This window comes from Amycolatopsis sp. CA-128772 (assembly GCF_002904295.1).
Classification (GTDB): Bacteria; Actinomycetota; Actinomycetes; order Mycobacteriales; family Pseudonocardiaceae; genus Amycolatopsis.
The window spans coordinates 134648-158077 of the sequence record NZ_PPHG01000005.1; the positions used below are offsets into that span (position 1 = coordinate 134648).

The window sequence follows — 23430 nt, forward strand, 5'->3', positions numbered from 1 at the left end:
TCCGGGTGCGGGACAGCCGGCGAGTGGGTTCGCGCGCTGGCAGCCCGGTGGTGCCCTAGGTCCGGTCGCCCTCGCGGACGTCCCGGCTCAGCTGGGTTCGCGGACATCAGCGGGTTGAACGCCGGCAGTGATCCCTGCGAGCCCAACACCTTCGCGCTGATCTTCAACACCGACGAAGACCACATCGAGCACTCCACCCGCCCCGTGTGCCCCGAGGGGTACGCGAGCTCCGCCGTCATCGCCCGGTCCACCGAAGGCGACCGCAGTTTCGCCGACGCAGACACCACCGCAGGCGTCTCTCCGCCGAACACCCGCGCCATGTGGACCGCGTAGCAACCCGCGTCCATCGTGGCCCCGCCCGCATCTCCCGCGCCTCCGCCGCGTTCGCCGTGAACGGCTTCTTGCACAGGACGTGCTTCCCAGCGGAAAGCGCCGCCTTCGTCCACCGTCCGTGCAAGCCGTTCGGCAGCGGGTTGTAGACGGCGTCGATCTCGGGATCCGCCGGCAACTCCTCGTAACCGGCGTACGCGCGAGCGATGCCGTACCTGGTCGCAAACGCTTGCGCGCGGTCGAGGGACCGGGCCGCGACGGCGGTGACCGTAACCGACGAAACCGAAGAGGCAGGCTTGATCAGGGCCGCCGGGGCGATGCGAGCCGCCCCCAGGATGCCGATCCGCAGGCCGATGCCCGCGAAGTTCGCACCGCCAAGATTTCAACATGCAGTTGACCTCTTCAACAACGAGTTGTAGCGTTCCGGCCAGCCGAACAGTGGAGGTCCGTTATGTCCCGTTTCCGTGCCGTGCAGGTGGTGCTGCTCGCGAGCCTGGCCGTGCTGGTGACGGCGTGCGGTGGTGGTCCGGACGGCGCGGGCGGGACGTCGCAGGCCGCCGGTGCGCCCGCCTCCGGCATCCCCGACACCGCCGCCATCGTCCAAGGCGTGCAGAAGGACGCCCAGCTCAACGCCGCTTTGCCGGACGCCGTCAAGCAGGCCGGGCTGCACCTGGCGTCGAACCTGCAGTCCGCGCCCAACAACTTCTACGCCGCCGACGGCAAGACCCCGATCGGCTACGAGGTCGACCTCGCCAAGGCCATCGCCGCGAAGCTCGGCGTCCCGGTCACCCACCAGGACATGGCGTTCGGCTCGCTCATCACCAGCCTCCAGTCCGGCCGCATCGACCTGACCATGGCCGGGATGAACGACACGAAGGCCCGCCAGGCGCAGATCGACTTCGTCGACTACTTCACCTCGGGCATCACGATCATGATCCGCAAGGGCAACCCGGACGGTATCACCGGCCCGGACACCCTCTGCGGCAAGAACGTCGCCGTCGTGCAGGGCACCAGCCACCAGAAGTTCGCCGAAGCGCAGAGCACCAAGTGCACGCAGGCCGGCAAGCCCGCGCTCACCGTCACCGCGACCGACAGCGACAACCAGAACCAGAACCAGCTCCGCACCGGCCGCGTCCAGGCGATCCTCAACGACCTGCCCAGCGCCGTCTACATTTCGCGCACGGCCGGCGAGGGCAAGTTCTTCGAGGTCGTCCCGGGCGAACCGATCGACGGCGGCCCGTACGGCATCGGCGTCAGCAAGACCAACACGGCCCTGCGCGACTCCGTGCAGAAGGCGCTGCAGGCCCTGATCGCCGACGGCACCTACGGCAAGATCCTGCAGGCGTGGGGCGTCGAGCAGGGCGCCATCGAGAAGGCGGCCATCAATGGCGGCTCCTGAACCGCTCCCGATCGTCCGGCTGCGGCACTGGGGCCGCTGGGTCGCCGCCGCGATCATCCTGGCCCTGCTCGTCCTGCTGGGCATCGCCCTCGGCAACGCGCAGATCGCGTGGAGCCAGGTCCCGGACTTCGTCTTCTTCAAGGTGATGGCGACCGGCCTGCTCAACACCGTCGTGCTCGCCGTGCTGTCCCAAGCGGTCGCGATCGTGCTGGGCATCGTCATCGCCCTGCTGCGCCGCAGTGCCAACCCGGTCGCGCGGTGGTTCGCCGCCGGCTACATCTGGATCTTCCGCGGCCTGCCCGTGCTGCTCCAGATCCTGCTCTGGTACAACCTGGCGCTCGTCTTCCCGGTGATCGACATCCCGTTCCTGGTCCACGCGCAGACGAACGTGCTGATCAGCGCGTTCACCGCCGCGTTCCTCGGCCTGGCGCTCAACGAAAGCGCGTACATGGCCGAAATCGTCCGAGCGGGCCTGAACAGCGTCGACAGCGGGCAGACCGAGGCGGCCAAGTCGATCGGCATGACGCCGGCCGCGACGCTGCGCCGGGTCGTGCTGCCGCAGGCCATGCGCGTGATCATCCCGCCGACCGGCAACGACTTCATCAACATGCTCAAGGGCACGTCGATGGCGTCGGTGATCGGCGTGACCGAGCTGATCCACGCGGCCAACAACATCTCGTCCAACAACCTCCTGGTGATGGAGACGCTGCTGGCCGCGGCCGTCTGGTACATGGTCGTGGTGACCGTCGCCGGTGTCGGCCAGCACTACCTGGAACGCGCGTTCGGGCAGGCCGACCGCGGGCCGCTGTCCCGCGCCGGCAAGGCCCTGCGCGGCGTGCCGCTGGTGAGGAGTGCCCGTGTCTGAACCCCTGCTGCGTGCCGTCGGCGTCCGGAAGTCCTACGGCCACACCGAAGTCCTCGGCGGCATCGACCTCGAAGTCCACAAGGGACAGGTCGTCTGCCTGCTGGGCCCGTCCGGGGCCGGGAAGAGCACGTTCCTGCGCTGCATCAACCACCTCGAAACCATCGACGCCGGCCAGATCTGGGTCGACGGCGAGCCCATCGGCTTCCGGCAGCGCGGCGGCAAGCTGTACGAGCTGCGCGAACGCGAGGTGGCGCGCCAGCGGCGTGACATCGGCATGGTGTTCCAGCGGTTCAACCTGTTCGCGCACCGGACGGCTCTCGAGAACGTCGTCGAGGGCCCGATCCGGGTGCTCGGAATCAAACCGGACGACGCCCGCAAGCAGGGCCTCGACCTGCTCGATCGCGTCGGGCTCGTGCACCGCGCCGACGCCTACCCGGCGCAGCTGTCCGGCGGGCAGCAGCAACGCGTCGCGATCGCGCGGTCACTGGCGATGAAACCGAAGCTGATGCTGTTCGACGAGCCGACGTCCGCGCTCGACCCGGAGCTGGTCGGCGAGGTCCTGGAAGTGATGAGTACCTTGGCGGGGGAGGGGATGACGATGGTCGTCGTGACGCACGAGATGAGCTTCGCCGCGGAGGCCGCCGACGAGGTGGTCTTCCTGGCCGACGGCGGCGTCGTCGAGACCGGGCCGCCGTCGGAGGTGCTGAGCGCGCCGAAGCACGAACGCACCCGGCAGTTCCTGGCGAGGATCCTCGCGTGACGCGGATTTCGCCGCGGTACCTGCTCCAGTTCGACGAGCCCGCCGGTTACCTCGACTTCGCGCGCTTCGGGCCGCCCTCGCACGCGGTGCTCGACACGACGGCCGCCCTGCTCGACCAGGCCACCACGGCCGGGCCGTCCACAGTGGACGAACTGATGCGGCAGGAGGTCCGGGCCAAGGCCGCCGCGGCGCGGCTGTCCGGTTCGGACACCGACCACACCGTGCTGCTGCCGCACACCAGCCTCGGGCTGTTCCAGGCCGCGTTCCACAGCAGCGGCGAGGTGCTCGTCTCGGCGGCGGAATTCCCGGCCAACACCTACCCGTGGGCCCGTGCCGAGCAGGCCGGTCGCCTCCGCGTCCGCCGGCTGGCCAGCGGTTACGTCACGCCGGAGCGGGTGGCGGAGTGCTTGACGCCGGAGATCACGACGGTCAGCGTCAGCGCGGTCGACTTCCGCACCGGTCACCGCGCCGACCTCGCCGCGTTGCGTGACGCCGTCGGTGACCGGCTGCTGGTCGTCGACGGCATCCAGGGCTTCGGCGTCGTCGACGAGCCGTGGGAGGTTGCCGACGTTCTGGTCGTCGGCGGCCAGAAGTGGCTGCGCGCGGGCTGGGGCACCGGTTTCGCGGTGCTGTCCGACCGCGCCCTGGAGCGGATGGACCCGGTGCTGTCCGGCTGGACCGGCGCCCGCGACCCCGGCCTGTTCGACGACGAGATCCACCCGCCGGACGGCACCGCCCAGGCGTGGTCGATCTCCAACCTCAGCCCGATCACCTCCGGCGCCTTCGCCGAGGCCCTCGAGCTGGTCGAGGACGCCGGGGTCGGCGCCATCGCGGCGCGGATCGCCGAGCGGCTGGGCTCCTTCGAGGAGGTCCTGGCGTCCTGCGGCGCCGAAGTCGTCTCGGCGACCGGGCGGCGGGCCGGGATCCTCGCGTTCACCCTGCCCGGCCACCCCGCCGAGCAGGTCGGCGCGGCACTGGCCAACGCCGGGATCGCGGCGACCGTCCGGCCCGAGCACGTCCGGTTGTCGCCGCACGCGTCGACGCCGGCGGCGGCCGCGGACCTGCTCCGGGAGGCGCTGGAGACCCTGACGCGGCCTCGCGAACCGCTGGTCGTCCCGGCCGCGGGCGCGACGACGCACGAGGTGCTCACCGCGCTGGTCCCGGCGATCCCGGGGCTCGCGGCGATGCTCGGCCCGGGCAACGAGGTCCTGCTGCACGACCTGAGCCGGCTGCCGGACTCGATCGTCGCCATCGCCGGCGACCTCACCGGCCGCAGCGTCGGCGGCCCGATGACCGACCTGCTGCTCGGCCTGGTCCGCCGCGGCACCACCCAGGACCTGACGAACTACCGCACGCACGGCCCGGACGGCCGGGCGATCCGCTCGTCGACGTTGTTCCTGCGGGACGCCGACGGCGTGGCGGTCGGCTGCCTGTGCGTCAACAGCGTCGACACGGCCGCGTCCCCTGGCGGCAACGGCGAGCCGGAGACGTTCCCGCCGGACGTCGACAGCCTGCAGCGGTTCCTGGTGGACCGGGCGGTGACGAAGGCGGGCATCCCGGTGGACCTGATGAAGAAGCGCCACAAGGCGGCCGTCGTGCGCGAACTCGACGAAGCCGGCTATTTCCTCATCAAGGACGCGGTCGACCACCTGGCCGGGCGTCTCGACGTCACCCGGTACACGATCTACAACTACCTCAACGAAATCCGCGCCTGACGCTGTCGCGTTCGCGGCGTGTGCCGGAGCCGGTCGAACGGCTCCGGCACACGCCGCAATCCCGGCGGCTACAGATAGGACTCCACGGCGTCCGCGGCGAAGGAAACTCCGCCGTGGCCGCGGATCTCCGCCTTCAACTCGGCCAGCCGCGAAGCCACCGAAGCCGACGAAGACACCTCCTCGACCGCCTCGCGCAGCGACGTGGCCGTCACCGACTTCGCGGGCAGGTGCTTGCCGACGCCGAGCGCCACGAGCTGGGCCGCGTTCCCGAACTGGTCCGCGGCCTGGGGGATCGCCACCGTCGGCACCCCGAACCACAGCGCTTCCGTGGCCCCGCCCATTCCCGCGTGGGTGATGAACGCCGACGCCGCCTCCAGCACGGCCAGCTGCGGCACGCTCTCGTGCACCTCCACCGAGTCCGGCAGCGGACCCAGATCCGACGGCGAAACGTGCTTCCCGATCGACATCACGACATGCCAGTCCGGCGCGAACGCCGATACACACGCCCGATACACCGGAAGCTGGTCGGTGAACGCCGTCCCGAACGACACGAGCAGCACCGGGCGCCCCGAAGCCGGCGGCGTCCACGAGCGGTCGGCCAGCCGCGCCGGATCGAGGCACGGCCCGACGAACCGCACGTGCGGGCCCACCCGCTCGGCCTGCGGCTGCATCGCCCGCGGGATCAGCGAAAGCACCCGCGCCGGATGCCCGAGCCACTCCCACGGGTCGGCCGTGACGCCGTGCGCCGCCAGCCAGCGCGACAACGTGGCCGCGTAGTCCACACCGGACGGTGACGCCTTGATCGGCGCCATCACCTCGGCCATGTCCTCGTCGTAGCCCTCCCAGGCCACCAGCGTCGGCGACAGCTGCACCGCGGGCACGCCGTACCGCGCGGCCAGCAGGGGCGCGCCCAGGCCGCCGATGTCGTACAGCACCAGGTCCGGCCGGTCGTCGTCGAACCGCGAGGTCAGCAGCGGGTGGATCGCGATCGCCTCGTCGAGGAAGACGCGCATCGCGGCCGCCGGCTCCTCGGGCCACACCGCCGCCTCGCCGAGCGGGAACGTCGTCGGGTGCTCGAGGACCTCCGCGCCGGTCGGCGCGACCAGCGAGGCCAGTGGCGCGCCGACGACGTAGGACACCCGGTGCCCGCGACGGACCAGCTCGCCGACCACGCCCAGCGACGGGTAGATGTGGCTCGGCGCGGTGCAGCCGACCATGACTATGTGTTTGCGCAGCATGGTGCTCCTTCAAGGAACGAAAGAACAGACGGCGCGCAGGTGAAGGGACCCTCCCGATCGGCGGGGAGCCCGGCGGTCACGCCGTCTCAGACGAGGCGGGGCCGGATGTAGAAGATCATGGAACCGACCGTACGGGATCCCGGATCGCCCCCGCCACCCGATTTCCACCTTTCGTAGGGCATTCGCGGGCCCGCACCCGTTTGACCGTCCCGCCGGGCCCCCGCCGGGTCTAAGGTTTCCCCGCCCGAAGTCGCAGGGGAAAGGGAGAAAACAGTGAGACGTGCCGTTATGGCCACGGTGGTGGCCGCCGCGACGGCGTCCGCGCTCGTGGCCGCGCCCGCCGCGAACGCCGCGCCGGCCGCACCCGGGGGACAGGCGTCGATCGCCTGGGGTGCGTGCACCGACCCGACGCTGGTCGCCGCCGGCGCCGAATGCGGATACCTCAGCGTGCCGCTCGACTACCGCCGGCCCGGAGGGGAGCAGATCCAGCTCGCCGTCAGCCGCGTCAAGCACAAGGTGCCCGACGCGCAGTACCAGGGCGTCATGCTGACCAACCCCGGTGGCCCCGGCGGGTCCGGCCTGCTGCTGGCCACCCGCGGCCCGCGCGTGCCCAACCACGCCGGCGACGCCTACGACTGGATCGGCTTCGACCCGCGCGGCGTCGGCTCCAGCAAGCCCGCGCTGTCGTGCGACCCGAACTACATGGACTACAACCGGCCGCAGTACGTGCCGTTCACCCCGCAGCTGGAGAAGACCTGGCTGAGCCGCTCCAAGGGGTACGCCGAAGCGTGCGCGAAGAACAACTCGCGCGCGCTGCTGGAGAACATGAAGACGACCGACACGGTCCAGGACATGGACTCCATCCGCAAGGCGCTCGGCCAGAAGCAGCTCAACTTCTACGGCTACTCCTACGGCACCTACCTCGGCCAGGTGTACGGCTCGCTGTTCCCGCAGAACGTCCGACGGATGGTGCTCGACTCCACGGTCGACCCGCGCGGCGTCTGGTACGGCGACAACCTCAACCAGGACATCGCGTTCGACAAGAACATCCTGATCTGGTTCGGCTGGGTCGCCCAGCACGACGACGTCTACCACCTCGGCAAGACCCAGGCCGCGGTGCAGCGGGTGGTCAACGAGCAGTTGCTCAAGACGCAGTTCAACCCGGCCGGCGGGGTGATCGGGCCGGACGAGATCCTCGACGTCATCCAGCAGGCCGGTTACTACCAGTTGCGGTGGACGCTGCTCGGCGACGCGCTGTCCCGGTTCGTCAACCAGGGTGACTGGCAGAACTGGAAGACCCTGTTCGAGGCGTTCGGCGGCCGCGGCGACGACAACGGCTACGCGGTGTACCTCGCCGTGCAGTGTTCCGACGTCCAGTGGCCGGCCAGTTGGAACCAGTGGAAGCGCGACAACTGGCGGACCTTCGCCCAGGCGCCGTACTTCACCTGGCAGAACGCCTGGTTCAACGCGCCCTGCCTGTACTGGCCCGCGAAAGCCGGGAAGCCGGCCAAGATCGACGGGCGGGGCGTGCAGAGCGTCCTGATGATCGACGAGACGCTCGACGCGGCGACGCCGTTCGAAGGCAGCCTCGAGGTCCGCAGCCGGTTCCCGGGCGCTTCGCTGATCGCGGAGCCGGGCGGCACGAGCCACGCGATCACCCCGCGGGGCAACGCGTGCGTCGACACCAAGATCGCCGACTACCTGGCGACGGGCGCGCTCCCGGCCCGCAAGCCGGGCCGCACGGCCGACGTCGAGTGCGCCCCGCTGCCGCAGCCGACGCCGCCGGCGCCGACGGCCGCCAAGGCCGGCGTCGCGGCGACGCAGGGCATGGTCGCCGGGCGCTTCGCCGGCTGACCTGCGCAACCGCCCCAAGCGCCCCAATGTGGCGTTCGGTGCGTCAGATGCACCCAATGTGGCGTTCGGTGCGTTGGACGCAACCAACGCCACATTGGGGCGCTCGTGCTTTCCGGCACCGGGGACTTTGATTGCGCGTGGACTTTGTGTTACAAAGTGCGTAGCAACTTTGCGATACAAAGTCTACGAAAGGAGGACGCCATGACTGGGGGACCGGCGTTCGCACTCCACGGCCTCACCAAACGGTTCGGGCCGGTCACGGCGGTCGGCGGGGTGACCGTCGAGGTCGCGCGCGGCGAGGTCGTCGCGCTGCTCGGGCCGAACGGCGCGGGCAAGTCGACCACCGTCGACATGCTGCTCGGCCTGACCAAACCGGACGCGGGGGAGGTCACCGTCGCGGGCGGGCGCCCGCAGGACGCCGTCGACCGCGGGCTCGTCGGCGCGATGATGCAGAACGGCGCGCTGCTGCCGGACGTCACCGTCGGCGAGATCGTCGGCCTGGTCGTCTCGACGCACCGGAATCCGCTGCCCGCGGAGGAGGTGATCGCCCGCGCCGGCCTGGAAAAGCTCGTCAAACGCCGCTGCGGCAAGCTGTCCGGCGGGGAACGGCAGCGCGTCCGGTTCGCGCTCGCGCTGGCCGGCGACCCGCAGCTGCTCGTGCTCGACGAGCCCACCGCGGCAATGGACGTCGACGGCAGGCGGGCGTTCTGGGCGGCCATCCGCGGGTACGCCGCCGGCGGCCGGACCGTCCTGTTCGCGACGCACTACCTCGCCGAAGCCGAGGACTACGCCGACCGCGTGGTGCTGATGCGCCACGGCGCCGTCGTCGCCGACGGCCCGGTCGCCGAGGTCCGGGCCGCGGTGTCCGGCCGGGTGCTCAAGGCCGTCGTCCCGGACGCCACCGAGGCGGATCTGGCACGCCTGCCGGGCGTGACGAGCGTGCAGCTGCGCGCCGGCCGCGCCGAGCTGGCCTGCGACGACTCCGACGCCGCCATCCGCGCCCTGCTCGTGGCGCACCCGGCCGCGGCCGACATCGAAATCACCGCGCTGGGCCTGGAAGAAGCCTTCCTGGCGCTGACCGCCGAGGAGGCCGCCGCGTGAACACCACGTACCTGACCCTGGAGATCAAGCGGATCGTCCGCAGTCCCCAGTTCACCCTCTTCACCATCGGCATGCCGGTCGCGATGTACCTGCTCTTCGGCGCCATCTTCGGCGACTACGTCCTGGACACCGGCATGCACTCGAGCACCCAGACGATGATCGGCATGGCCGCCTACGGCGCCAGCAGCGGCGCGTTGTTCACCGGCACGCGAGTGGCGCAGGAACGCACCGACGGCTGGCAGCGGCAGCTGCGGCTCACCCCGATGCGCGGTCCCGGCTACCTGGCCGTCAAGGTCGCGTCGGCGATGGCCGTCGCCCTGCCGGTGCTGGTGGCGATCTTCTTCGTCGGCTTCCTGCGCGGCGAACCGCTCACCGCGGCCCAGTGGGGCACGCAGCTGGTCTTCCTGTGGGCGGCCACCCTGCCGTTCGCCGTGCTCGGGCTGGCCATCGGCCTGTTCGGGAAGGGCGACACGGTCGGCGCGGTCACCGGCGCCCTGATGATGCCGCTCGGCATGCTCGGCGGCCTGTGGATCCCGCTGGAGATCCTGCCCGGCTGGATGTCGACGCTGGCGCACTTCCTGCCGACCTACTGGCTTCGCCGGGTCGGCCTCGACCCGCTGACGCACGCCTCCGGCACGTGGGTGGCGGCGCTGGTGCTGGCCGGCTGGCTGCTCGTCCCGGCGCTCGTCGTGATGCGCCGGTTCCGGCTGGACACGGCCCGGTTGTGAATGCGTGTTAGCTTCCGTGCAGATGAGGGAGCTGCACGGGAGAGGGGCGAACCAGGTGGATGACGAGCCGATGTCGGCGGAGGAGTCGTTGAACCTGATCGCCCAGCAGCACCGGCGGACGCGCCGGGAACTGGGCGGGGGCCCGGCGCGGATCCTCGCAGCCTGGGCCTTCGCCTGGATCGTCGGCTGGGGGTTCACCTACGTCACGACGTTGCCCGGGGTCGCGGTGCCCGGCTGGGTCGCCGGCGGCATCGTCGTCCCGCTGCTGTTCCTCGGCGCTGTCGGCTACACGACCTACACCAGCATCCGCAGCGGCCGCGGGATCCGCGGGCCCTCCCGCACGATCGGCGCGATGTACGGCTACGCCTGGGCGCTCTCCTCGATCGGGCTGATGGTCGTCGACATCCGGATCACGCAGTTCCAGGTGCTGTCCCCGGACCAGGTGTCCCTGCTGTGGACCGGGACGTGGCTGCTGCTCACCGGCGTGATGTACCTGGCGGGTGCCATGGTGTGGCAGGACAAGCTGATGTACGGCCTCGGCGCGTGGATGATCGTGTCGGCCGCGCTGAGCGTGCTGGTCGGCTACCCCGGCAACTTCCTCGTGCTCACCGTCTGCGGCGGCGGCGGGTTCCTGCTCGGCGCGACCGTCTACTTCGTCCGCGAGAAGTCCGCCCGATGAGCGAACTGCCGCAGCTCGACCCGGTCATCCACGCCCAGGCGCGGCTGCGGGTCACGGTCGCGCTCGCCGGGCTGCGTCCGGCCGACCAGATCACCTTCCCGCGGCTGCAGCAGCTCCTGGACATGACGGCCGGCAACCTCTCGACGCACCTGCGCAAGCTCGAGGACGCCGAGTACGTCGAGATCACCAAGGCCTACGAGCACCGCACGCCGGTGACCCTGGTCCGGCTGACCGCGGCCGGCCGGGCCGCGTTCGAGAGCTACACCAAGGCGCTGCACCAGCTGCTGGACGCCACCGGCGGGGACTGACGTGGGCCGCTGGGTGATCCACCTCGACCTGGACGCCTTCTACGCGTCGGCCGAGCAGCTCACCCGCCCGACGCTGGCCGGGCGCCCGGTGCTGGTCGGCGGGACCGGGCCGCGCGGGGTCGTCGCCGGCGCCAGCTACGAGTCGCGGGCCTTCGGGATCAAGTCGGCCATGCCGATGGCCCAGGCCCGGCGGCTGCTGCCGGCGAACGGCGTCATCGTGCCGCCGCGGTTCCGCGTCTACGAGCGGCTCAGCCAGGAGGTCTTCGCGGTCGTCACGTCGGTGGCCCCGGTCCTGGAGAAGATCTCCCTCGACGAGGCGTTCGCCGAACCGGCGGCGCTGGCCGGCGCGTCGTTCGACGAGGTCACGGCGTTCTGCGCCGAGTTGCGCGCGCGGATCCACGCGGAAACCGGCCTGGTGGCGTCGATCGGGGCGGGCAACGGCAAGCAGATCGCCAAGATCGCCTCCGACGAGGCCAAGCCGGACGGGCTGCTGGTGGTGCCACAGGGCACCGAACGGGAGTTCCTCGCGCCGCTGCCGGTGCGCGCGCTGTGGGGCATCGGCCCGGTGGCCGAGGGGAAGCTGCGGTTCATCGGCGTCCAGACGCTCGGGCAGCTGGCGGCGCTGTCCGAACCGGATGCGGTGGCCACGCTCGGCGGCGTCGTCGGCCGCGACCTGCGGCGGCTCGCCACCGGCGCCGACGACCGCCCGGTGGCCGGCCGCGCCGAGACCAAGCAGGTCAGCGCCGAGACGACGTTCGACACCGACATCAAGGACCTGGCCTCACTGAAGGCCGAGGTCCGCCGGATCGCGGTGGGCGCGCACCAGCGGCTGCTCAAGGCCGGCCGGGTGGCCCGGACGGTGGTGATCAAGCTGCGGCACACGGACATGCACACGGTGACCCGGTCGGAGACGATCTCCGCGCCCACGGACGACCTGGCCGAGCTGTCGGCGACGGCGGAGCGGCTGCTGATCGACCCGGCGGAGTTCGGCGGCATCCGGCTGGCGGGGGTGGCCTACAGCGGGCTTTCGGTGCCGCACCAGGACGCGCTGTTCTCCTTGGCCGCCCCTTCGGTGCCTTCGACGCCGACCGTGGTCTCGGCGCCCGCCCCCGCGGCTCCTTCGGAGTGGCGCCAAGGCGACGACGTGGTCCACGAGGAGTTCGGCACGGGCTGGGTCCAGGGCGCGGGCCACGGCCGGGTGACCGTCCGCTTCGAGCACCGGTCCTCCGGACCCGGTGTCGCGCGGACGTTCCCCCAGTCGGACCCGGCCCTGACCCGCGGCGACCCCGCCGATTGCCTGCGCTGAAGCGCCCCAATGTGGCGTTCGGTGCGTTGAGCGCACCCAATGTGGCGTTGGGTGCGTTGGATGCACCCAATGTGGCGTTCGGTGCGTTGGATGCACCCAACGCCACATTGGGGCGCTGGGGAAGCTACTCGGCCGAGCAGCCCTGCAGCTTCGCGACTTCCTGCCCCGCCAGCAGGAACGCACCCACGCCGTACGCCGCGGTGTCCGTCGCCTTCGCCGTCGCCGGGCGGTCGCCGACCGGCTGGACGTACCCGATTAAGCCGTTGGGCTGCAACGACTTCGTCGACAACGCCGTCCACGCCTTGTCGACCACCGGGCGGAACCGGGCCGCGTCGAGGATCCCGGCGGTGACGCCCCAGCCGATGCCGAACGCGAAGAACGCCGTGCCGCTGGATTCCGGGCCGCCGTGGTCCCACGGGTTCAGCAGGTCGGAGTTCCAGAAGCCGTCACGGCGCTGGACCAGAGCCAGCGTCGAAGCCATCTTCTGGTACACCCGCAGGTACTCCGGCCGGTGCGGGTCGTCGGCGGGGAGCACCTGGAGCACCTTGGTCAACGCCGCCAGGGCCCAGCCGTTGCCGCGGGACCAGAACACGCCCGAGCCCGTGAAGCGCGCATCGCGGTACCACAGGCCGGTGAACTCGTTGAACAGCTTGTGTTCCGACGAACGGAACAGCTGGTCCATGGCGTCCAGATAGGACGGATCGTGGTCGATCAGGCTCATCCGGGCGAACGACGGCATCGCCATGTTCAGCGCGTCGGCGTAGTTCCAGTAGTCCCGGTGTCCCGCCTGGACGGACGCCACCTCGTCGCGGATCCGCGTGCGGATCGAATCCAGCGGGATTTCCGGGTGGAAGTAGGTGTACAGGTCCAGGTAGGCCTCGCCGGCGGCCTGGTTGTCCGGGAAGAACGGCCGCTGCGGGTCCGCCGGCAGCAGGTAGGAGTTGGCCTGGGCCCACGGGTACGTCTTGTGGTTGGACTGGCCGGTGGTCCGGACCAGGGCCAGGTTGCCGACGTGGAACGTCGCGTTCTGCCAGTCCGGCGCGTCGAGGTTCGTCCCGTTGGCGACCCAGTAGTTGCCCGCGGACACCATTTCGTCGGAGATCGTGCACGTCGCGGCGGCGGCCACCGGGGCGGTCAGAAGACTCCCCGCCACCGCCGTGGCCGCGAGCACGCCGAAACCACGAATTCCCGGGAAACGCATGGAAGCGTCCTCCTCAGCACTCATGGCGGCGGTCATCCGCAGCGAGTCAAGCGCGTCCCGGTAACCGTGTCAAGGTACCGATCACCGGTACGCCGCAACGGTTTCCAGCAACCGGCGGGCCGCGGACTCGGCGCCGTCGGCGTTCTTCGCGAGCACCAGCGTCAGCACCCGGGAATGCGCCACCAGCTCCATCGGCTCGCTGTGCGCCTTGAGCGCGGCGACCACGGGCACCTGCAGCTGCGCGATGAGCGTGTTCCCCGACGCCCGCACCAGCGCCGCGTGGAACCGCGAATCGGCGTCGCGGAACGCCTCGGCGTCGGCGTGTTCGACCGCGTCGGCCATCTGCGCGTAGGCCGCCGCCATCGCCGACAGCTCGTCCGGCCGCCGGTGCCGCGCCGCCAGCCGCGCCGCCTGCGGCTCGATGGCCAGCCGCAGTTCCCGCAGCTCGCCCAGGTGCGCGCGCCCGTCGGGGCCGCCGACGCGCCAGGCGATGACGTCCGGATCGATCGCGTCCCACGCCTCGGGCGGCAGCGTCCACGTCCCGACCCGGGGCCGCGCGGTGACCATGCCCTTGGACTCCAGCACGCGCAACGCCTCGCGGACCACCGTGCGGGACGCGGAGAACCGGCGGCCGAGTTCCTCGGGGACGAGCGGCTGCCCGTCCCCGAGGACGCCTTCGACGATGAGCCGGCCCAGCTCGTCGACGATGCGCGCGTGGAGGTTCACTCCGGCAGGCCGACGCGGCGCTCCCCGCTGCGCAGTTGCTGCAGCACGACCGCGATCACCAGCAGGGCGCCGTGGGCGACGTTCTGCCAGAACGGGTTGATGCCGAGGCCGGACATGCCGTTGTCGAGCACGCCCAGGATGATCACCGCGAGCACCGTCGAAATGATCGACCCGCGGCCGCCCTTGAGCATCGTCCCGCCGAGCGCGGCGCCGGTGACGGCCTGCAGCTCCAGGCCCTCGGACCCGGACGTCGGCTGGCCGGAGCCGGTGCGGGCGGTGATCAGCACGCCGGCGATCGCCGCGACCACGCCGACGAGGGCGTACACGCCGATGATGTACCGGTTGATGTTGATGCCGGCCAGCCGGGCGGCGGTGTCGTTGCCGCCGATGGCGTAGACGTTGCGGCCGATGTCGGTGTACTTGAGCAGGAAGTGCAGCAGGGCCGCGACGATCAGGAACACCCACACCAGCGACGGCAGCCCGAGCACGGACCCCTTGGCCAGGAAGATGAACAGGTCGTCGCCGCCGGTGTAGCCCTGGGCCTTGCCGTCGGAGATGACCTGCGCGATGCCCTTGTAGGTCGCGAGCATGGCCAGCGTCGCGACCACCGGGTTGACCCGGCCGAAGATGATGATCATGCCGTTGACCAGGCCGCAGAGGATGCCGACGCCGACCGCGGCGAGGATGCCCACCTCGGAGTTGCCGGTCGAGGTGAACACCATCGCCGAGACGACCGAGGCGAGCCCGGCCATCGAACCGACCGAGATGTCCAGCGCGCCCAGGATGATCACCAGGGTCTGGACCAGCGCCAGCAGCCCCATGATGGTGATCGCGCTGCCGATCAGCAGCAGGTTGTTGGTGCGGAAGAAGTTCTCGTTCAGCACGCTCAGCAGGATGACCAGCGCGATCAGCGTGATGATCAGGCTGGAGTTCTGCACGCCGATGCCGGTCAGCACCCGGCGCGCGGCGTTCGGCTGTGCCGGGGCGGCCGGAGCCGACGTTTCCTTCGTTGGGGTACTCATGCGCCGATCTCCTGGGCGTCGTCCACGGCTGGTTCGGTTTCGGGGATGGCGAGGGTCAGCACGGCTTCCTCGGTCGCCTCTTCGCGGCCGAGTTCGCCCGCGAGCCGCCCGGCGCGCATCACGAGGATGCGGTCGGCCAGCGTCAGCACCTCGGGCAGGTCGGAGGAGATGACCAGCAGCGCGATGCCCTCGGCGGCGAGGCCGTCGATGATCCGGTAGATCTCGGCCTTCGCGCCGACGTCGACCCCGCGCGTCGGCTCGTCGAGGATCAGCAGCTTGGGCCGCCGCGCGAGCCAGCGCGCGAGGACCGCCTTCTGCTGGTTGCCGCCGGAAAGCTTGCGGACTTCCTGCTCCATCGATGGGGTCCGCACGCGAAGCTCGCGTACGTACTCCTCGACGAGCGCGCGTTCCTTCGCCCGCTTCACGACGCGGAAGCGGCGAAGGCGGTCCAGGACGGCGATGGAGACGTTGTCGCGTACGGACCGCTGCATGAGCAACGCGTCCGTCTTGCGCTCTTCGGGCGCGAAGCCGATGCCGGCCTTCACGGCGTCACCCGGGTTGTGCGCGCGCAGCCGCTTGTCGTCGAGCTCGACGGTCCCGGACCGGATCGGCAGGTCGCCGACGATCGCCCGGGCCAGCTCGGAGCGCCCGGCGCCGACCAGCCCGGCCAGGCAGACGACCTCGCCCGCGCGGACCTGCAGCGAGATCCCGGTGACGTCGTCGGTCGTGACGTCGTCGAGCTTCAGCACGACCTCGCCGGTGTCCTGCGTGGTCCGGCGCTCGAGCGCGGAGAGGTCGCGGCCGATCATCATCCGGACCAGGCTCGGCTCGTCGGTCTCCGCGGCCTGCTGGACGCCGACGAGCTTGCCGTCCCGCAGCACCGCGACGCGGTCGGCGAGCTGGAAGATCTCCTTCATCCGGTGCGAGACGTAGACGACCGCGACGCCGCTGTCGCGCAGCCGCCCGATCAGCCGGAACAGCGCCTCCACCTCGTGTTCCGACAGTGACGACGTCGGCTCGTCGAAGGCGATCACGCGCGGCGGCGTGGCCGCGGTGAGCACGCGCAGGATCTCGACGAGCTGCCGCTGCGCGGGCGACAGCGCCACGCCGAGCGTCGCCGGGTTGAGGACGCCCTCGAAGCCGTACTCGGCCAGCGCGTCGTGCGTGGCCTTGGTGAGCGTGCGGCGGCTGAACACGCGGGCCTTCGCCGGCAGTTCGCCGACGAAGACGTTCTCCGCCACCGAAACGTGCGGGATGATCTCGGGCTCCTGGTAGATCACGCGCACCCCGGCGGCCATCGCCGCGCGCGGGGTGTCGAACGCGACCTCGGTGCCGTCCAGCAGCAGCCGGCCGTCGTCCGGGCCCTGGTCGCCGGACAGCACGCGCAGCAGCGTCGACTTGCCGGCGCCGTTCTCGCCCATCAGGGCCAGGACCTCGCCGGAGCGGATCTCCAGCGAGACGTCGTCGAGGGCGGTGACCCCGGAGAAGCGCTTGCCGATGCCCTCGACGGCGAGCGCGGGAGGAGAACTGGACATGTGCGGCCTCTCGGCGGACGGGGAACCCGTCACTTTCACGTGAAAGTGCCGCTTTGCGCGGCAAAGCGTGGCTTTCACGTGAAAGCGACGGGCCCGGGAGTGCGGGTCAGGTGCAGTTGACGCCGGCCTGCTTGTAGTTGTCCTTGGACACGATCGTGGTCTTGGCGATCGTCTCCGCGGGCAGTTCCTTGCCGTTCTTCACCTTGTCGACCAGCACCTGGATCGCCGAGCGGCCGACCTCGGCGCCGGAGATGTAGAGCGCGGCCTTGTTGCCGGTGTCCTTGCCCGCGGCCCAGTCCTTGCAGGTGAGGTACGCGCCGAGCCCGACGCCGATGATGTTGTTCGCCGCCACGCCGGAGTTGGCCAGCGCGGTGACGACCCCGGTCTCGTTCTCGTCGTTGCAGCCCCAGACCACCCAGTGCTTGACGCCCGGGTTGGAGCCGATCACCGCGCCGGAGCGGTTCTGCGCGTCGACGGGGGAGTTGTCGGTGCCGACGTTGATCACCGGGACGTCCGCGCCCGCGGACTTGGCGAACGCGGCCTTCGCGGCGTTGACGCGGTCGGTGCAGACGGTCAGGTCCTGCTTGAACGCGCTGATGATCTTCGTGTCGGCGGCGGTCCAGCCGGCGGCCTTGAACAGCTTGCCGGCCTCGGTGCCGACCGAGTCGCCCATCTGGCTGCCGTTGAAGCCGACGAACGGGGCCTTCGCGCCGGTGCCGTCCTTGATGACGTCGTCGGAGGCGATCAGCGGGATGCCCGCGCTCTTGGCCTTGTCGATCACCTGCGGGCCGATGGCCTGGTCCGGGACGACGATGGCGACGCCGTTGGCGCCCTGGGCGACCGCGGCGTCGAGTTCGGTGATCGCCTTGTTGGCGTCCTGGCCGAGGTTGACCACCTTGAGCTCGACGCCGAGCTCCTTCGCCTTCTCCTGCGCGCCCTGCGCCTGCTCGACGAAGTACTGCTGGTCACCCTGTTTCTGCAGGTAGTACAGGGTGATCTTGCCGTTCGCGGGCGCCTGCTGCTGCGGTGCCGCGGTGTCTTTTCCGGAGGAGCAGGACGCCAGCAGGGCGCCGGAAATCAAACAACAACCAACAACGCTCCAGGTGCGGAACCTGTGCGGGTATGTGGACATCGAGTGCTCCCATGAGGACGGGGACGAGTGGGCGGGTCGGAGTGACTCGTATTACAAAACACCCGTTCGAGGAGCGTCAAGGCGCAGTTAGCGGAGCGAGACCTACTCTCCGTAGTTGCATCGTGGCAAGCAGGGTCGCCAATTATCGTATTTTTTCGGGTCTGTCCTGCGCGTTGTCCGGTTTTGTCCTGTGCGAATGTTCTGATCGGTGTTGTCGACTGTGGTGGAAGTTTCATGGGGAACCGGACGGGTGTCTCTGCCGGATTCGTCCGGCTGGCAGGATGACCGGACAGCCAGAGGGGGACCGATGACGAAGTACCGCGTCGCCGCGCTCGCCGGGGTCGCCGTGCTGGCGGCGGCCTGCAGCAGCCCGCCGCAGCAGCAGGGACCGGCACCGACGCCCTTTCCCGAGACGGCCTCGTCGCCGGCGGCCGCCGCGCCCGAGGGGTCCTTCAGCGTCGTCGCCACGGGCGACGTCCTGATCCACCCGGCGCTCACCGGGCAGGCCGAGGCCGACGGCGGCGGGAAGATCGACTACCGGCCACTGCTGGCCGGCATCAAGCCGCTGATCTCCGGCGCCGACCTCGGCATCTGCCACCTCGAGACGCCGCTGGCGCCGGAAGGCGGGCCGTACAGCGGGTACCCGTCGTTCAGCGCGCCGCCGGAGATCGCCAACGCCATCAAGGACACCGGCTACGACACCTGCTCGACGTCGTCCAACCACACGATCGACCAGGGCGCCGAGGGCGTCACCCGCACCCTGGACAAGCTCGACGACGTGGGCGTCAAGCACACCGGCTCGGCGCGGTCGGCGGCCGAGGCCGCGAAACCGCTGATCTTCGACGTCCGCGGCGTCAAGGTCGCGCAGGTGTCGTACGCGTTCGGCTTCAACGGCATCAAGGTGCCGGCCGGGAAACCGTGGCTGGCCAACCAGATCGACGTCGACGAAGTGCTGGCGGCGGCCCGCAAGGCCCGGCAGGCCGGCGCGCAGGTCGTGATCGCGAGCCTGCACTGGGGCGTGGAGTACCAGCACGCCCCGACGGCCGAGCAGCGGTCGCAAGCCAAGAAGATCCTCGGGTCGCCCGACGTCGACCTGATCGTCGGCCACCACGCCCACGTGGTCCAGCCGTTCGAGAAGATCGGCGGCAAGTGGGTGGCCTACGGGCTCGGCAACAGCGTCGCCCGCCACTCCGAACCCAAGGGCGACACCGAGGAAGGCGCGGCCGCCCGCTTCCGCTTCGTCCGCGACGGCGACCGCTGGAAGGTCGGCAAGGCCGAGTACATCCCGACCCTGATCAAGCTGGACGCCCCGATCCGCCTGCTCGACTTGTCGACATCCCCGCCGTCCACCCAGGTCACCAAGGCCCTCCAGGACACGGACAAGAACATCCTGAGCCTGAACGCGGACAAGGCCGGCCTCACCCGCCCCGGCAAGTAACCCGTAACTCGCGTGACTACAGCCGTAACTCGCGTGATTGAGGCCGGAACTCGCGAGTTCCGGCTTCAATCACGCGAGTTCCGTTCCTGATCACGCGAGTCACGGGTTTCAGTGGGTGCGGGTGGTGATCAGGCGGGCCAGGGCGGTCAGTTCCGCGCCCGCGCGGGGGACCGGGCCGGCCGTGGTGAGGTCGCGCAACGCCTTGGCCAGCAGGGCGTCGGCCTGGGCCTGGCTCCACTGGCGGCCGCCCGCAGCCTCCACGAGGGAAGCCGCGCGGGCCAGGTCCGCCGGGCCGAGCGGGTCGCTGCGGGCGTAGAGGGCCGCGAGTTCCGCGCCCGCGGCCGTGCCCGAACACAGGGCCGTCACCACCGGCAGGGACTTCTTGCGGTTCTGCAGGTCCGAGTACACCGGCTTGCCGGTGACGGCCGGGTCGCCCCAGATGCCGAGCAGGTCGTCGACGTGCTGGAACGCCAGCCCGACGGCCCGGCCGAACGCGCCGAAGCAGGCCGCGTCACGCTGCCCGGAGGCCGCCCCCAGCGCGCAGGCCGCCCCCAGCAGGGCCGCCGTCTTGCCCTCCGCCATCCGCACGCACTCGCCGGGGGTGACGTCGTCGCGCTGCTCGAAATCCAGGTCCGCGGCCTGGCCCTCGTTCAGGGCCAGCACCGCGGCCGACAGCAGCCGCGCGTCCGGCGCGCCGCTCGGCGCCAGCACCTCGAACGCCAGGCTCAGCAGCGCGTCCCCGGCCAGCACCGCCGGCCCGATGCCGAACACCGTCCACGCCGTCGGGCGGTGCCGCCGGGTCGTGTCGCCGTCCATGACGTCGTCGTGCAGCAGCGAAAAGTTGTGCACCAGTTCCACCGCGACGGCGGCGGGGACGGCGTCGGCCGGGTCGCCGCCCGCCGCTTCCGCGCACAGCAGCACCAACGCCGGCCGCAGCGCCTTGCCGCCGTCCGCCGAAGCCGCCTGCCCGTCGGCGTCCCACCAGCCGAGGTGGTAGCCGGCGATCCGCCGCATCGCGTCCGGCAGCCGCTCGGCGGCGGTCCGCAGCGCCGGGTCGACCAGGCCCTTGCTCCACGCGAGGACGTCGGCGAGCGGCCGGGCCGCGGTGCGCGTGTTCATCGCCGTCATGAGCGGCCGATCTGGACGTCGTCCAGGACGCCGAGGGCGTCGGGCACCAGGACCGCGGCGGAGTGGTACGCGCTCACCAGGTAGGTGGTGACGGCCCGCTCGTTCGTCCCGACGAACCGCACGTTCAGCCCCGGCTGGTATTCGTCCGGCAGGGACTCCGGGCGCAGGCCGATGACGCCGGCGTCGTCTTCGCCGGTGCGCATCGCGATGATGGACGTGGTCCCGGTGGGACTGATCGGGATCTTGTCGCACGGCAGGATCGGGACGCCGCGCCAGGCGTTGACGCGCCGGCCGTCGAGGGTCGTCGTGTCCGGGTAGACGCGGCGGGCGGTGCATTCGCGGCCGAACGCGGCGATGGCCTGCGGGTGCGCCAGGAAGAACCGGGTCTTGCGCCGGCGGGTGAGCAGGTCGTCCATGTCGTGCGGGGTGGGCGGCCCGCTGCGGGTGGTGATGCGCTGCTTGAGGCCCGCGTTGTGCAGCAGCCCGAAGTCCGTGTTGTTGACCAGATCGTGTTCCTGCCGCTCCCGCAGGGCTTCCACGGTCAGCCGCAGCTGCTGTTCCAGCTGGTTCATCGGCTGGTTGTAGAGGTCGGCGACGCGCGTGTGGACGTGCAGCAGCGTCTGGGCGACGGCCAGGTCGTACTCGCGCGGCGAAGGGTCGTAGTCGACGTAGGTGCCCGGCAGGATCGGCTCCCCGTCGTGGCCGGCGGTCAGGTCGATCGACGCTTCGCCCTTGGCGTTCTGGGGTTTCCGCGGCCGGGACAGGACCTCGGCGACGTGCGTCCGGAGCGTTTCGGAGCGGCCGTTGAGCCGCGCGTAGATCGCGGCGGGCAGCACCAGCGCGACGACGCGGGTCACCGCCCGGACGGTGAACGGCCACGTGCCGGCGTCGCTCCCGAGCAGTTCCTCGCCGAAGTGGTCGCCGTCGGCGGCCGTGCCGAGGTGGACCTCGTCGCCGTACTCGCCGGTCGCGTGCCGGCTGACCTTGCCGTGCGCGATGAGCACGACCATGTCCTGCGGCGTGCCGGCGCTGAACAGCGTCGCCCCGGCTTCGTACTCGCGCTGCTCGAACGCGTCCGCCAGCGCGGCCAGGGCCTGCTCGTCGCCGAAGTCCCGCAGCAGCGACAGTTCGGTGAGCTCGGCGGGCACGACCTGCACGCGGGCGCCGGTGTTGAAGAAGCTGACCTTGCCGTCGCCGATCGTGTAGGTCAGCCGCCGGTTGACCCGGTAGCTGCCGGCGGGCACGTCCACCCAGGGCAGCTGCGACAGCAGCCAGCGGCTGGTGATGCCGCGCATCTGCGGCAGCGACTTGGTCGTCGTGGTCAGCGTCCGCGCCGCTGTGACGCTCAGCGAAAGCTGCAGCGAGGCCGTTTCTTCGGTGACAGTCACGGTTTCACGCGCCGATCGGGTTCGGGTGCTTCGGGAGGACGGACGCCGCCGGACTTCGGCACGACCCGGGCGGCGGCGGTGCCGAGCCCGGTCGGCCCGAACGCCGACGCGGGCAGCACGGGCGGCCGCACTCCCGTTTCGGGCACCCGGGGTGGCGTGGTGGGCTCGGGCATCTACTCCTCCCGGCCGATTTCGGCGGCTTCGAGGACGGCGAGGGCGTCGGGGACGAGGACGGCGGCGGAGTAGTAGGCGGAGACGAGGTAGGAGATGATGGCTTGTTCGTTGATGCCCATGAAGCGGACGTTGAGGCCGGGTTGGTATTCGTCGGGCAGGCCGGTTTGGTGGAGGCCGACGACGCCTTGGGCTTGTTCGCCGGTGCGCATGAGCAGGATGGAGCTGGTGCGGGTTTCGGTGACGGGGATTTTGTTGCAGGGCAGGATGGGGATGCCGCGCCAGGCGGGGACGTGGTGGCCGCCGTAGTCGACGCTTGCGGGGTAGAGGCCGGCTTTGGTGCATTCGCGGCCGAAGGCGGCGATGGTTTTGGGGTGGGCGAGGAAGAAGCCGGGGTCTTTCCAGACGAGGGTGAGCAGGTGGTCGAGGTCGTCGGGGGTGGGTGGGCCGGTGCGGGTGGGGACGCGTTGGGCGAAGTCGGCGTTGTGGAGGAGCCCGAAGTCGGTGTTGTTGATCAGTTCGTGTTCCTGGCGTTCCCGCAGTGCCTCGACGGTGAGGCGGAGTTGTTGTTCGATCTGGTTCATGGGCTGGTTGTAGAGGTCGGCGACGCGGGAGTGGACGCGCAGGACCGTCTGGGCCACCGATAGTTCGTATTCGCGGGGGCGGGCTTCGTAGTCGACGAAGGTGGAGGGGAGGACGGGTTCGCCGTCGTGGCCGGAGGCGAGGGAGATTTCGGCTTCGCCGTGGTCGTTGCGGGCGGTGTCGCTGTTGCGGGCGAGGTAGCTCGCCAGGTGGGTTTGGAGGGTTTGGGAGCGGGCGAGGACGTCGTCGAAGTCGTGGCGGGGGAGGGTGAGGACGGTGGTGGTGGTGACGGCTTTGGCGGTGAATTCCCAGATGCCGTCGTGTTGGGTGAGGGTGGTGTCGCCGAAGTAGTCGCCGTCGGCGAGGGTGCCGAGGACGACTTGGTCGCCGTAGGCGCCGGTGCCGGTTTTGGTGATTTTGCCGTGGGCGATGAGGTGGACGTGGTCGGCGGGGGAGCCGAATTCGACGAGGGTGTCGCCGGGTTGGTAGTCGTGTTGGGTGAAGCGGGCGGCGAGTTCGGTGAGGACGTCTTCGTCGTCGTAGCCGCGTAGGGGGGCGAGTTCGCCGAGTTCGGGGGGGATGACGCGGACCTGGGCGCCGGTGGTGGTGAAGGTGACGCGGCCGTCGCCGACGGCGTAGGAGAGGCGGCGGTTGACGCGGTAGGCCCCGCCGGAGACTTCGACCCAGGGGAGGAGTTTGAGGAGCCAGCGGGTGGAGATGCCTTGCATTTGGGGGACGGATTTGGTGGTGGTGGCGAGGGTGCGGGCGGCGGCCCGGCTCAGGCTCGACGGCGCCTGTTCGTCGGTGTTCAGGGCATCCACCGG

23 protein-coding genes are annotated in these 23430 nt (G+C 70.7%); 12 read left to right on the forward strand and 11 right to left on the reverse strand.

Annotated features, from left to right (window positions below; genetic code table 11):
- Positions 1-114: 114 nt before the first annotated feature.
- Positions 115-333, forward strand: coding sequence for a hypothetical protein (locus tag C2L59_RS48555; RefSeq protein WP_233223229.1), 219 nt, complete (start codon positions 115-117; stop codon positions 331-333).
- Here C2L59_RS48555 and C2L59_RS02190 read toward each other — a convergent pair.
- Positions 236-685, reverse strand: a complete 450-nt coding sequence (locus tag C2L59_RS02190) for a Gfo/Idh/MocA family protein (RefSeq protein ID WP_370444709.1) — start codon at positions 683-685, stop codon at positions 236-238. The two genes, C2L59_RS48555 and C2L59_RS02190, sit on opposite strands and share 98 nt — an antisense overlap.
- Positions 686-781: 96 nt before the next feature.
- Here C2L59_RS02190 and C2L59_RS02195 point away from each other — a divergent pair, with 96 nt between their 5' ends.
- The 4 genes from C2L59_RS02195 to C2L59_RS02210 are packed head-to-tail and all read left to right on the forward strand — an operon-like array spanning position 782 to position 5069.
- Positions 782-1729: an ABC transporter substrate-binding protein gene (locus C2L59_RS02195; RefSeq protein ID WP_103347818.1), complete on the forward strand. Its 948-nt coding sequence runs from the start codon at positions 782-784 to the stop codon at positions 1727-1729.
- Positions 1716-2594 (forward strand): amino acid ABC transporter permease, encoded by an 879-nt coding sequence (locus C2L59_RS02200; RefSeq protein WP_103347819.1) that lies wholly within the window; start codon positions 1716-1718, stop codon positions 2592-2594. Before C2L59_RS02195 ends, C2L59_RS02200 begins: the two co-directional genes overlap by 14 nt.
- Positions 2587-3354: an amino acid ABC transporter ATP-binding protein gene (locus C2L59_RS02205; RefSeq protein ID WP_103347820.1), complete on the forward strand. Its 768-nt coding sequence runs from the start codon at positions 2587-2589 to the stop codon at positions 3352-3354. Before C2L59_RS02200 ends, C2L59_RS02205 begins: the two co-directional genes overlap by 8 nt.
- On the forward strand, positions 3351-5069 hold the full coding sequence (locus C2L59_RS02210) for an aminotransferase class V-fold PLP-dependent enzyme (RefSeq protein ID WP_103347821.1): 1719 nt from the start codon (positions 3351-3353) through the stop codon (positions 5067-5069). The genes C2L59_RS02205 and C2L59_RS02210 overlap by 4 nt, the downstream gene beginning before the upstream one ends.
- Before the next feature lie 68 nt (positions 5070-5137).
- Here C2L59_RS02210 and C2L59_RS02215 read toward each other — a convergent pair whose 3' ends face one another.
- Positions 5138-6307 carry a macrolide family glycosyltransferase gene (locus C2L59_RS02215; RefSeq protein ID WP_103347822.1) on the reverse strand — a complete coding sequence of 390 codons (1170 nt, stop codon included), beginning with the start codon at positions 6305-6307 and terminating at the stop codon, positions 5138-5140.
- Positions 6308-6595: 288 nt separating this feature from the next.
- Here C2L59_RS02215 and C2L59_RS02220 point away from each other — a divergent pair, with 288 nt between their 5' ends.
- The 6 genes from C2L59_RS02220 (at position 6596) to C2L59_RS02245 (ending at position 12283) form a co-directional block, all read left to right on the forward strand.
- The gene (locus C2L59_RS02220; RefSeq protein ID WP_233223235.1) at positions 6596-8161 is read left to right on the forward strand and encodes an alpha/beta hydrolase; all 1566 of its coding nucleotides are present in this window, start codon (positions 6596-6598) and stop codon (positions 8159-8161) included.
- Between the two features lie 201 nt (positions 8162-8362).
- Complete coding sequence (locus C2L59_RS02225; protein WP_103347823.1) at positions 8363-9262, forward strand: ABC transporter ATP-binding protein; 900 nt, start codon at positions 8363-8365, stop codon at positions 9260-9262.
- Positions 9259-9990: an ABC transporter permease gene (locus tag C2L59_RS02230; RefSeq protein ID WP_103347824.1), complete on the forward strand. Its 732-nt coding sequence runs from the start codon at positions 9259-9261 to the stop codon at positions 9988-9990. The genes C2L59_RS02225 and C2L59_RS02230 overlap by 4 nt, the downstream gene beginning before the upstream one ends.
- Before the next feature lie 55 nt (positions 9991-10045).
- Positions 10046-10669, forward strand: coding sequence for a hypothetical protein (locus C2L59_RS02235; protein WP_103347825.1), 624 nt, complete (start codon positions 10046-10048; stop codon positions 10667-10669).
- Positions 10666-10977, forward strand: a complete 312-nt coding sequence (locus tag C2L59_RS02240; RefSeq protein ID WP_103347826.1) for a transcriptional regulator — start codon at positions 10666-10668, stop codon at positions 10975-10977. The genes C2L59_RS02235 and C2L59_RS02240 overlap by 4 nt, the downstream gene beginning before the upstream one ends.
- Before the next feature lies 1 nt (position 10978).
- Positions 10979-12283, forward strand: a complete 1305-nt coding sequence (locus C2L59_RS02245; RefSeq protein ID WP_103347827.1) for a DNA polymerase IV — start codon at positions 10979-10981, stop codon at positions 12281-12283.
- Between the two features lie 124 nt (positions 12284-12407).
- Here the strand turns inward: C2L59_RS02245 and C2L59_RS02250 are convergent, their stop codons facing one another.
- From C2L59_RS02250 to C2L59_RS02270, 5 genes are all read right to left on the reverse strand, one after another.
- Positions 12408-13484, reverse strand: a complete 1077-nt coding sequence (locus tag C2L59_RS02250) for a glycoside hydrolase family 88 protein (RefSeq protein ID WP_103347828.1) — start codon at positions 13482-13484, stop codon at positions 12408-12410.
- An 81-nt stretch (positions 13485-13565) separates the two neighbouring features.
- Entirely contained in the window at positions 13566-14210 is a 645-nt protein-coding gene (locus C2L59_RS02255; protein ID WP_103347829.1) for a FadR/GntR family transcriptional regulator, read from the reverse strand.
- Positions 14207-15232 carry an ABC transporter permease gene (locus C2L59_RS02260; RefSeq protein ID WP_103347830.1) on the reverse strand — a complete coding sequence of 342 codons (1026 nt, stop codon included), beginning with the start codon at positions 15230-15232 and terminating at the stop codon, positions 14207-14209. The genes C2L59_RS02255 and C2L59_RS02260 overlap by 4 nt, the downstream gene beginning before the upstream one ends.
- Positions 15229-16767 carry a sugar ABC transporter ATP-binding protein gene (locus C2L59_RS02265; protein WP_103347831.1) on the reverse strand — a complete coding sequence of 513 codons (1539 nt, stop codon included), beginning with the start codon at positions 16765-16767 and terminating at the stop codon, positions 15229-15231. The genes C2L59_RS02260 and C2L59_RS02265 overlap by 4 nt, the downstream gene beginning before the upstream one ends.
- A gap of 106 nt (positions 16768-16873) precedes the next feature.
- Positions 16874-17848, reverse strand: coding sequence for a substrate-binding domain-containing protein (locus C2L59_RS02270; protein ID WP_103347832.1), 975 nt, complete (start codon positions 17846-17848; stop codon positions 16874-16876).
- A 358-nt stretch (positions 17849-18206) separates the two neighbouring features.
- On the opposite strand from C2L59_RS02270, the gene C2L59_RS02275 reads away from it, so the two are divergent.
- Positions 18207-19337, forward strand: a complete 1131-nt coding sequence (locus C2L59_RS02275) for a CapA family protein (RefSeq protein WP_103347833.1) — start codon at positions 18207-18209, stop codon at positions 19335-19337.
- A gap of 108 nt (positions 19338-19445) precedes the next feature.
- Here C2L59_RS02275 and C2L59_RS02280 read toward each other — a convergent pair whose 3' ends face one another.
- From C2L59_RS02280 to C2L59_RS02290, 4 genes are read right to left on the reverse strand one after another with little or no spacing between them, the layout of a single operon-like run.
- Positions 19446-20465, reverse strand: coding sequence for a family 2 encapsulin nanocompartment cargo protein polyprenyl transferase (locus tag C2L59_RS02280; protein WP_103347834.1), 1020 nt, complete (start codon positions 20463-20465; stop codon positions 19446-19448).
- Positions 20462-21853 carry a family 2B encapsulin nanocompartment shell protein gene (locus tag C2L59_RS02285; RefSeq protein ID WP_103347835.1) on the reverse strand — a complete coding sequence of 464 codons (1392 nt, stop codon included), beginning with the start codon at positions 21851-21853 and terminating at the stop codon, positions 20462-20464. The genes C2L59_RS02280 and C2L59_RS02285 overlap by 4 nt, the downstream gene beginning before the upstream one ends.
- On the reverse strand, positions 21850-22026 hold the full coding sequence (locus tag C2L59_RS47730; protein ID WP_199198868.1) for a hypothetical protein: 177 nt from the start codon (positions 22024-22026) through the stop codon (positions 21850-21852). Before C2L59_RS47730 ends, C2L59_RS02285 begins: the two co-directional genes overlap by 4 nt.
- Positions 22027-23427 (reverse strand): family 2B encapsulin nanocompartment shell protein, encoded by a 1401-nt coding sequence (locus tag C2L59_RS02290; RefSeq protein ID WP_103347836.1) that lies wholly within the window; start codon positions 23425-23427, stop codon positions 22027-22029.
- Between the last annotated feature and the right edge of the window lie 3 nt (positions 23428-23430).

What these genes read in the sequence shown, in the direction of transcription:
- C2L59_RS02200 (WP_103347819.1), top strand. Translation starts at nt 1,716, where the DNA reads ATGGCGGCTCCTGAACCGCTCCCGATCGTCCGGCTGCGGCACTGGGGC.
- C2L59_RS02250 (WP_103347828.1), bottom strand. Translation starts at nt 13,484, where the DNA reads ATGCGTTTCCCGGGAATTCGTGGTTTCGGCGTGCTCGCGGCCACGGCG.
- C2L59_RS02220 (WP_233223235.1), top strand. Translation starts at nt 6,596, where the DNA reads ATGGCCACGGTGGTGGCCGCCGCGACGGCGTCCGCGCTCGTGGCCGCG.
- C2L59_RS02240 (WP_103347826.1), top strand. Translation starts at nt 10,666, where the DNA reads ATGAGCGAACTGCCGCAGCTCGACCCGGTCATCCACGCCCAGGCGCGG.
- C2L59_RS02280 (WP_103347834.1), bottom strand. Translation starts at nt 20,465, where the DNA reads ATGACGGCGATGAACACGCGCACCGCGGCCCGGCCGCTCGCCGACGTC.
- C2L59_RS47730 (WP_199198868.1), bottom strand. Translation starts at nt 22,026, where the DNA reads ATGCCCGAGCCCACCACGCCACCCCGGGTGCCCGAAACGGGAGTGCGG.
- C2L59_RS02215 (WP_103347822.1), bottom strand. Translation starts at nt 6,307, where the DNA reads ATGCTGCGCAAACACATAGTCATGGTCGGCTGCACCGCGCCGAGCCAC.
- C2L59_RS02225 (WP_103347823.1), top strand. Translation starts at nt 8,363, where the DNA reads ATGACTGGGGGACCGGCGTTCGCACTCCACGGCCTCACCAAACGGTTC.
- C2L59_RS02275 (WP_103347833.1), top strand. Translation starts at nt 18,207, where the DNA reads ATGACGAAGTACCGCGTCGCCGCGCTCGCCGGGGTCGCCGTGCTGGCG.
- C2L59_RS02265 (WP_103347831.1), bottom strand. Translation starts at nt 16,767, where the DNA reads ATGTCCAGTTCTCCTCCCGCGCTCGCCGTCGAGGGCATCGGCAAGCGC.
- C2L59_RS02260 (WP_103347830.1), bottom strand. Translation starts at nt 15,232, where the DNA reads ATGAGTACCCCAACGAAGGAAACGTCGGCTCCGGCCGCCCCGGCACAG.
- C2L59_RS02195 (WP_103347818.1), top strand. Translation starts at nt 782, where the DNA reads ATGTCCCGTTTCCGTGCCGTGCAGGTGGTGCTGCTCGCGAGCCTGGCC.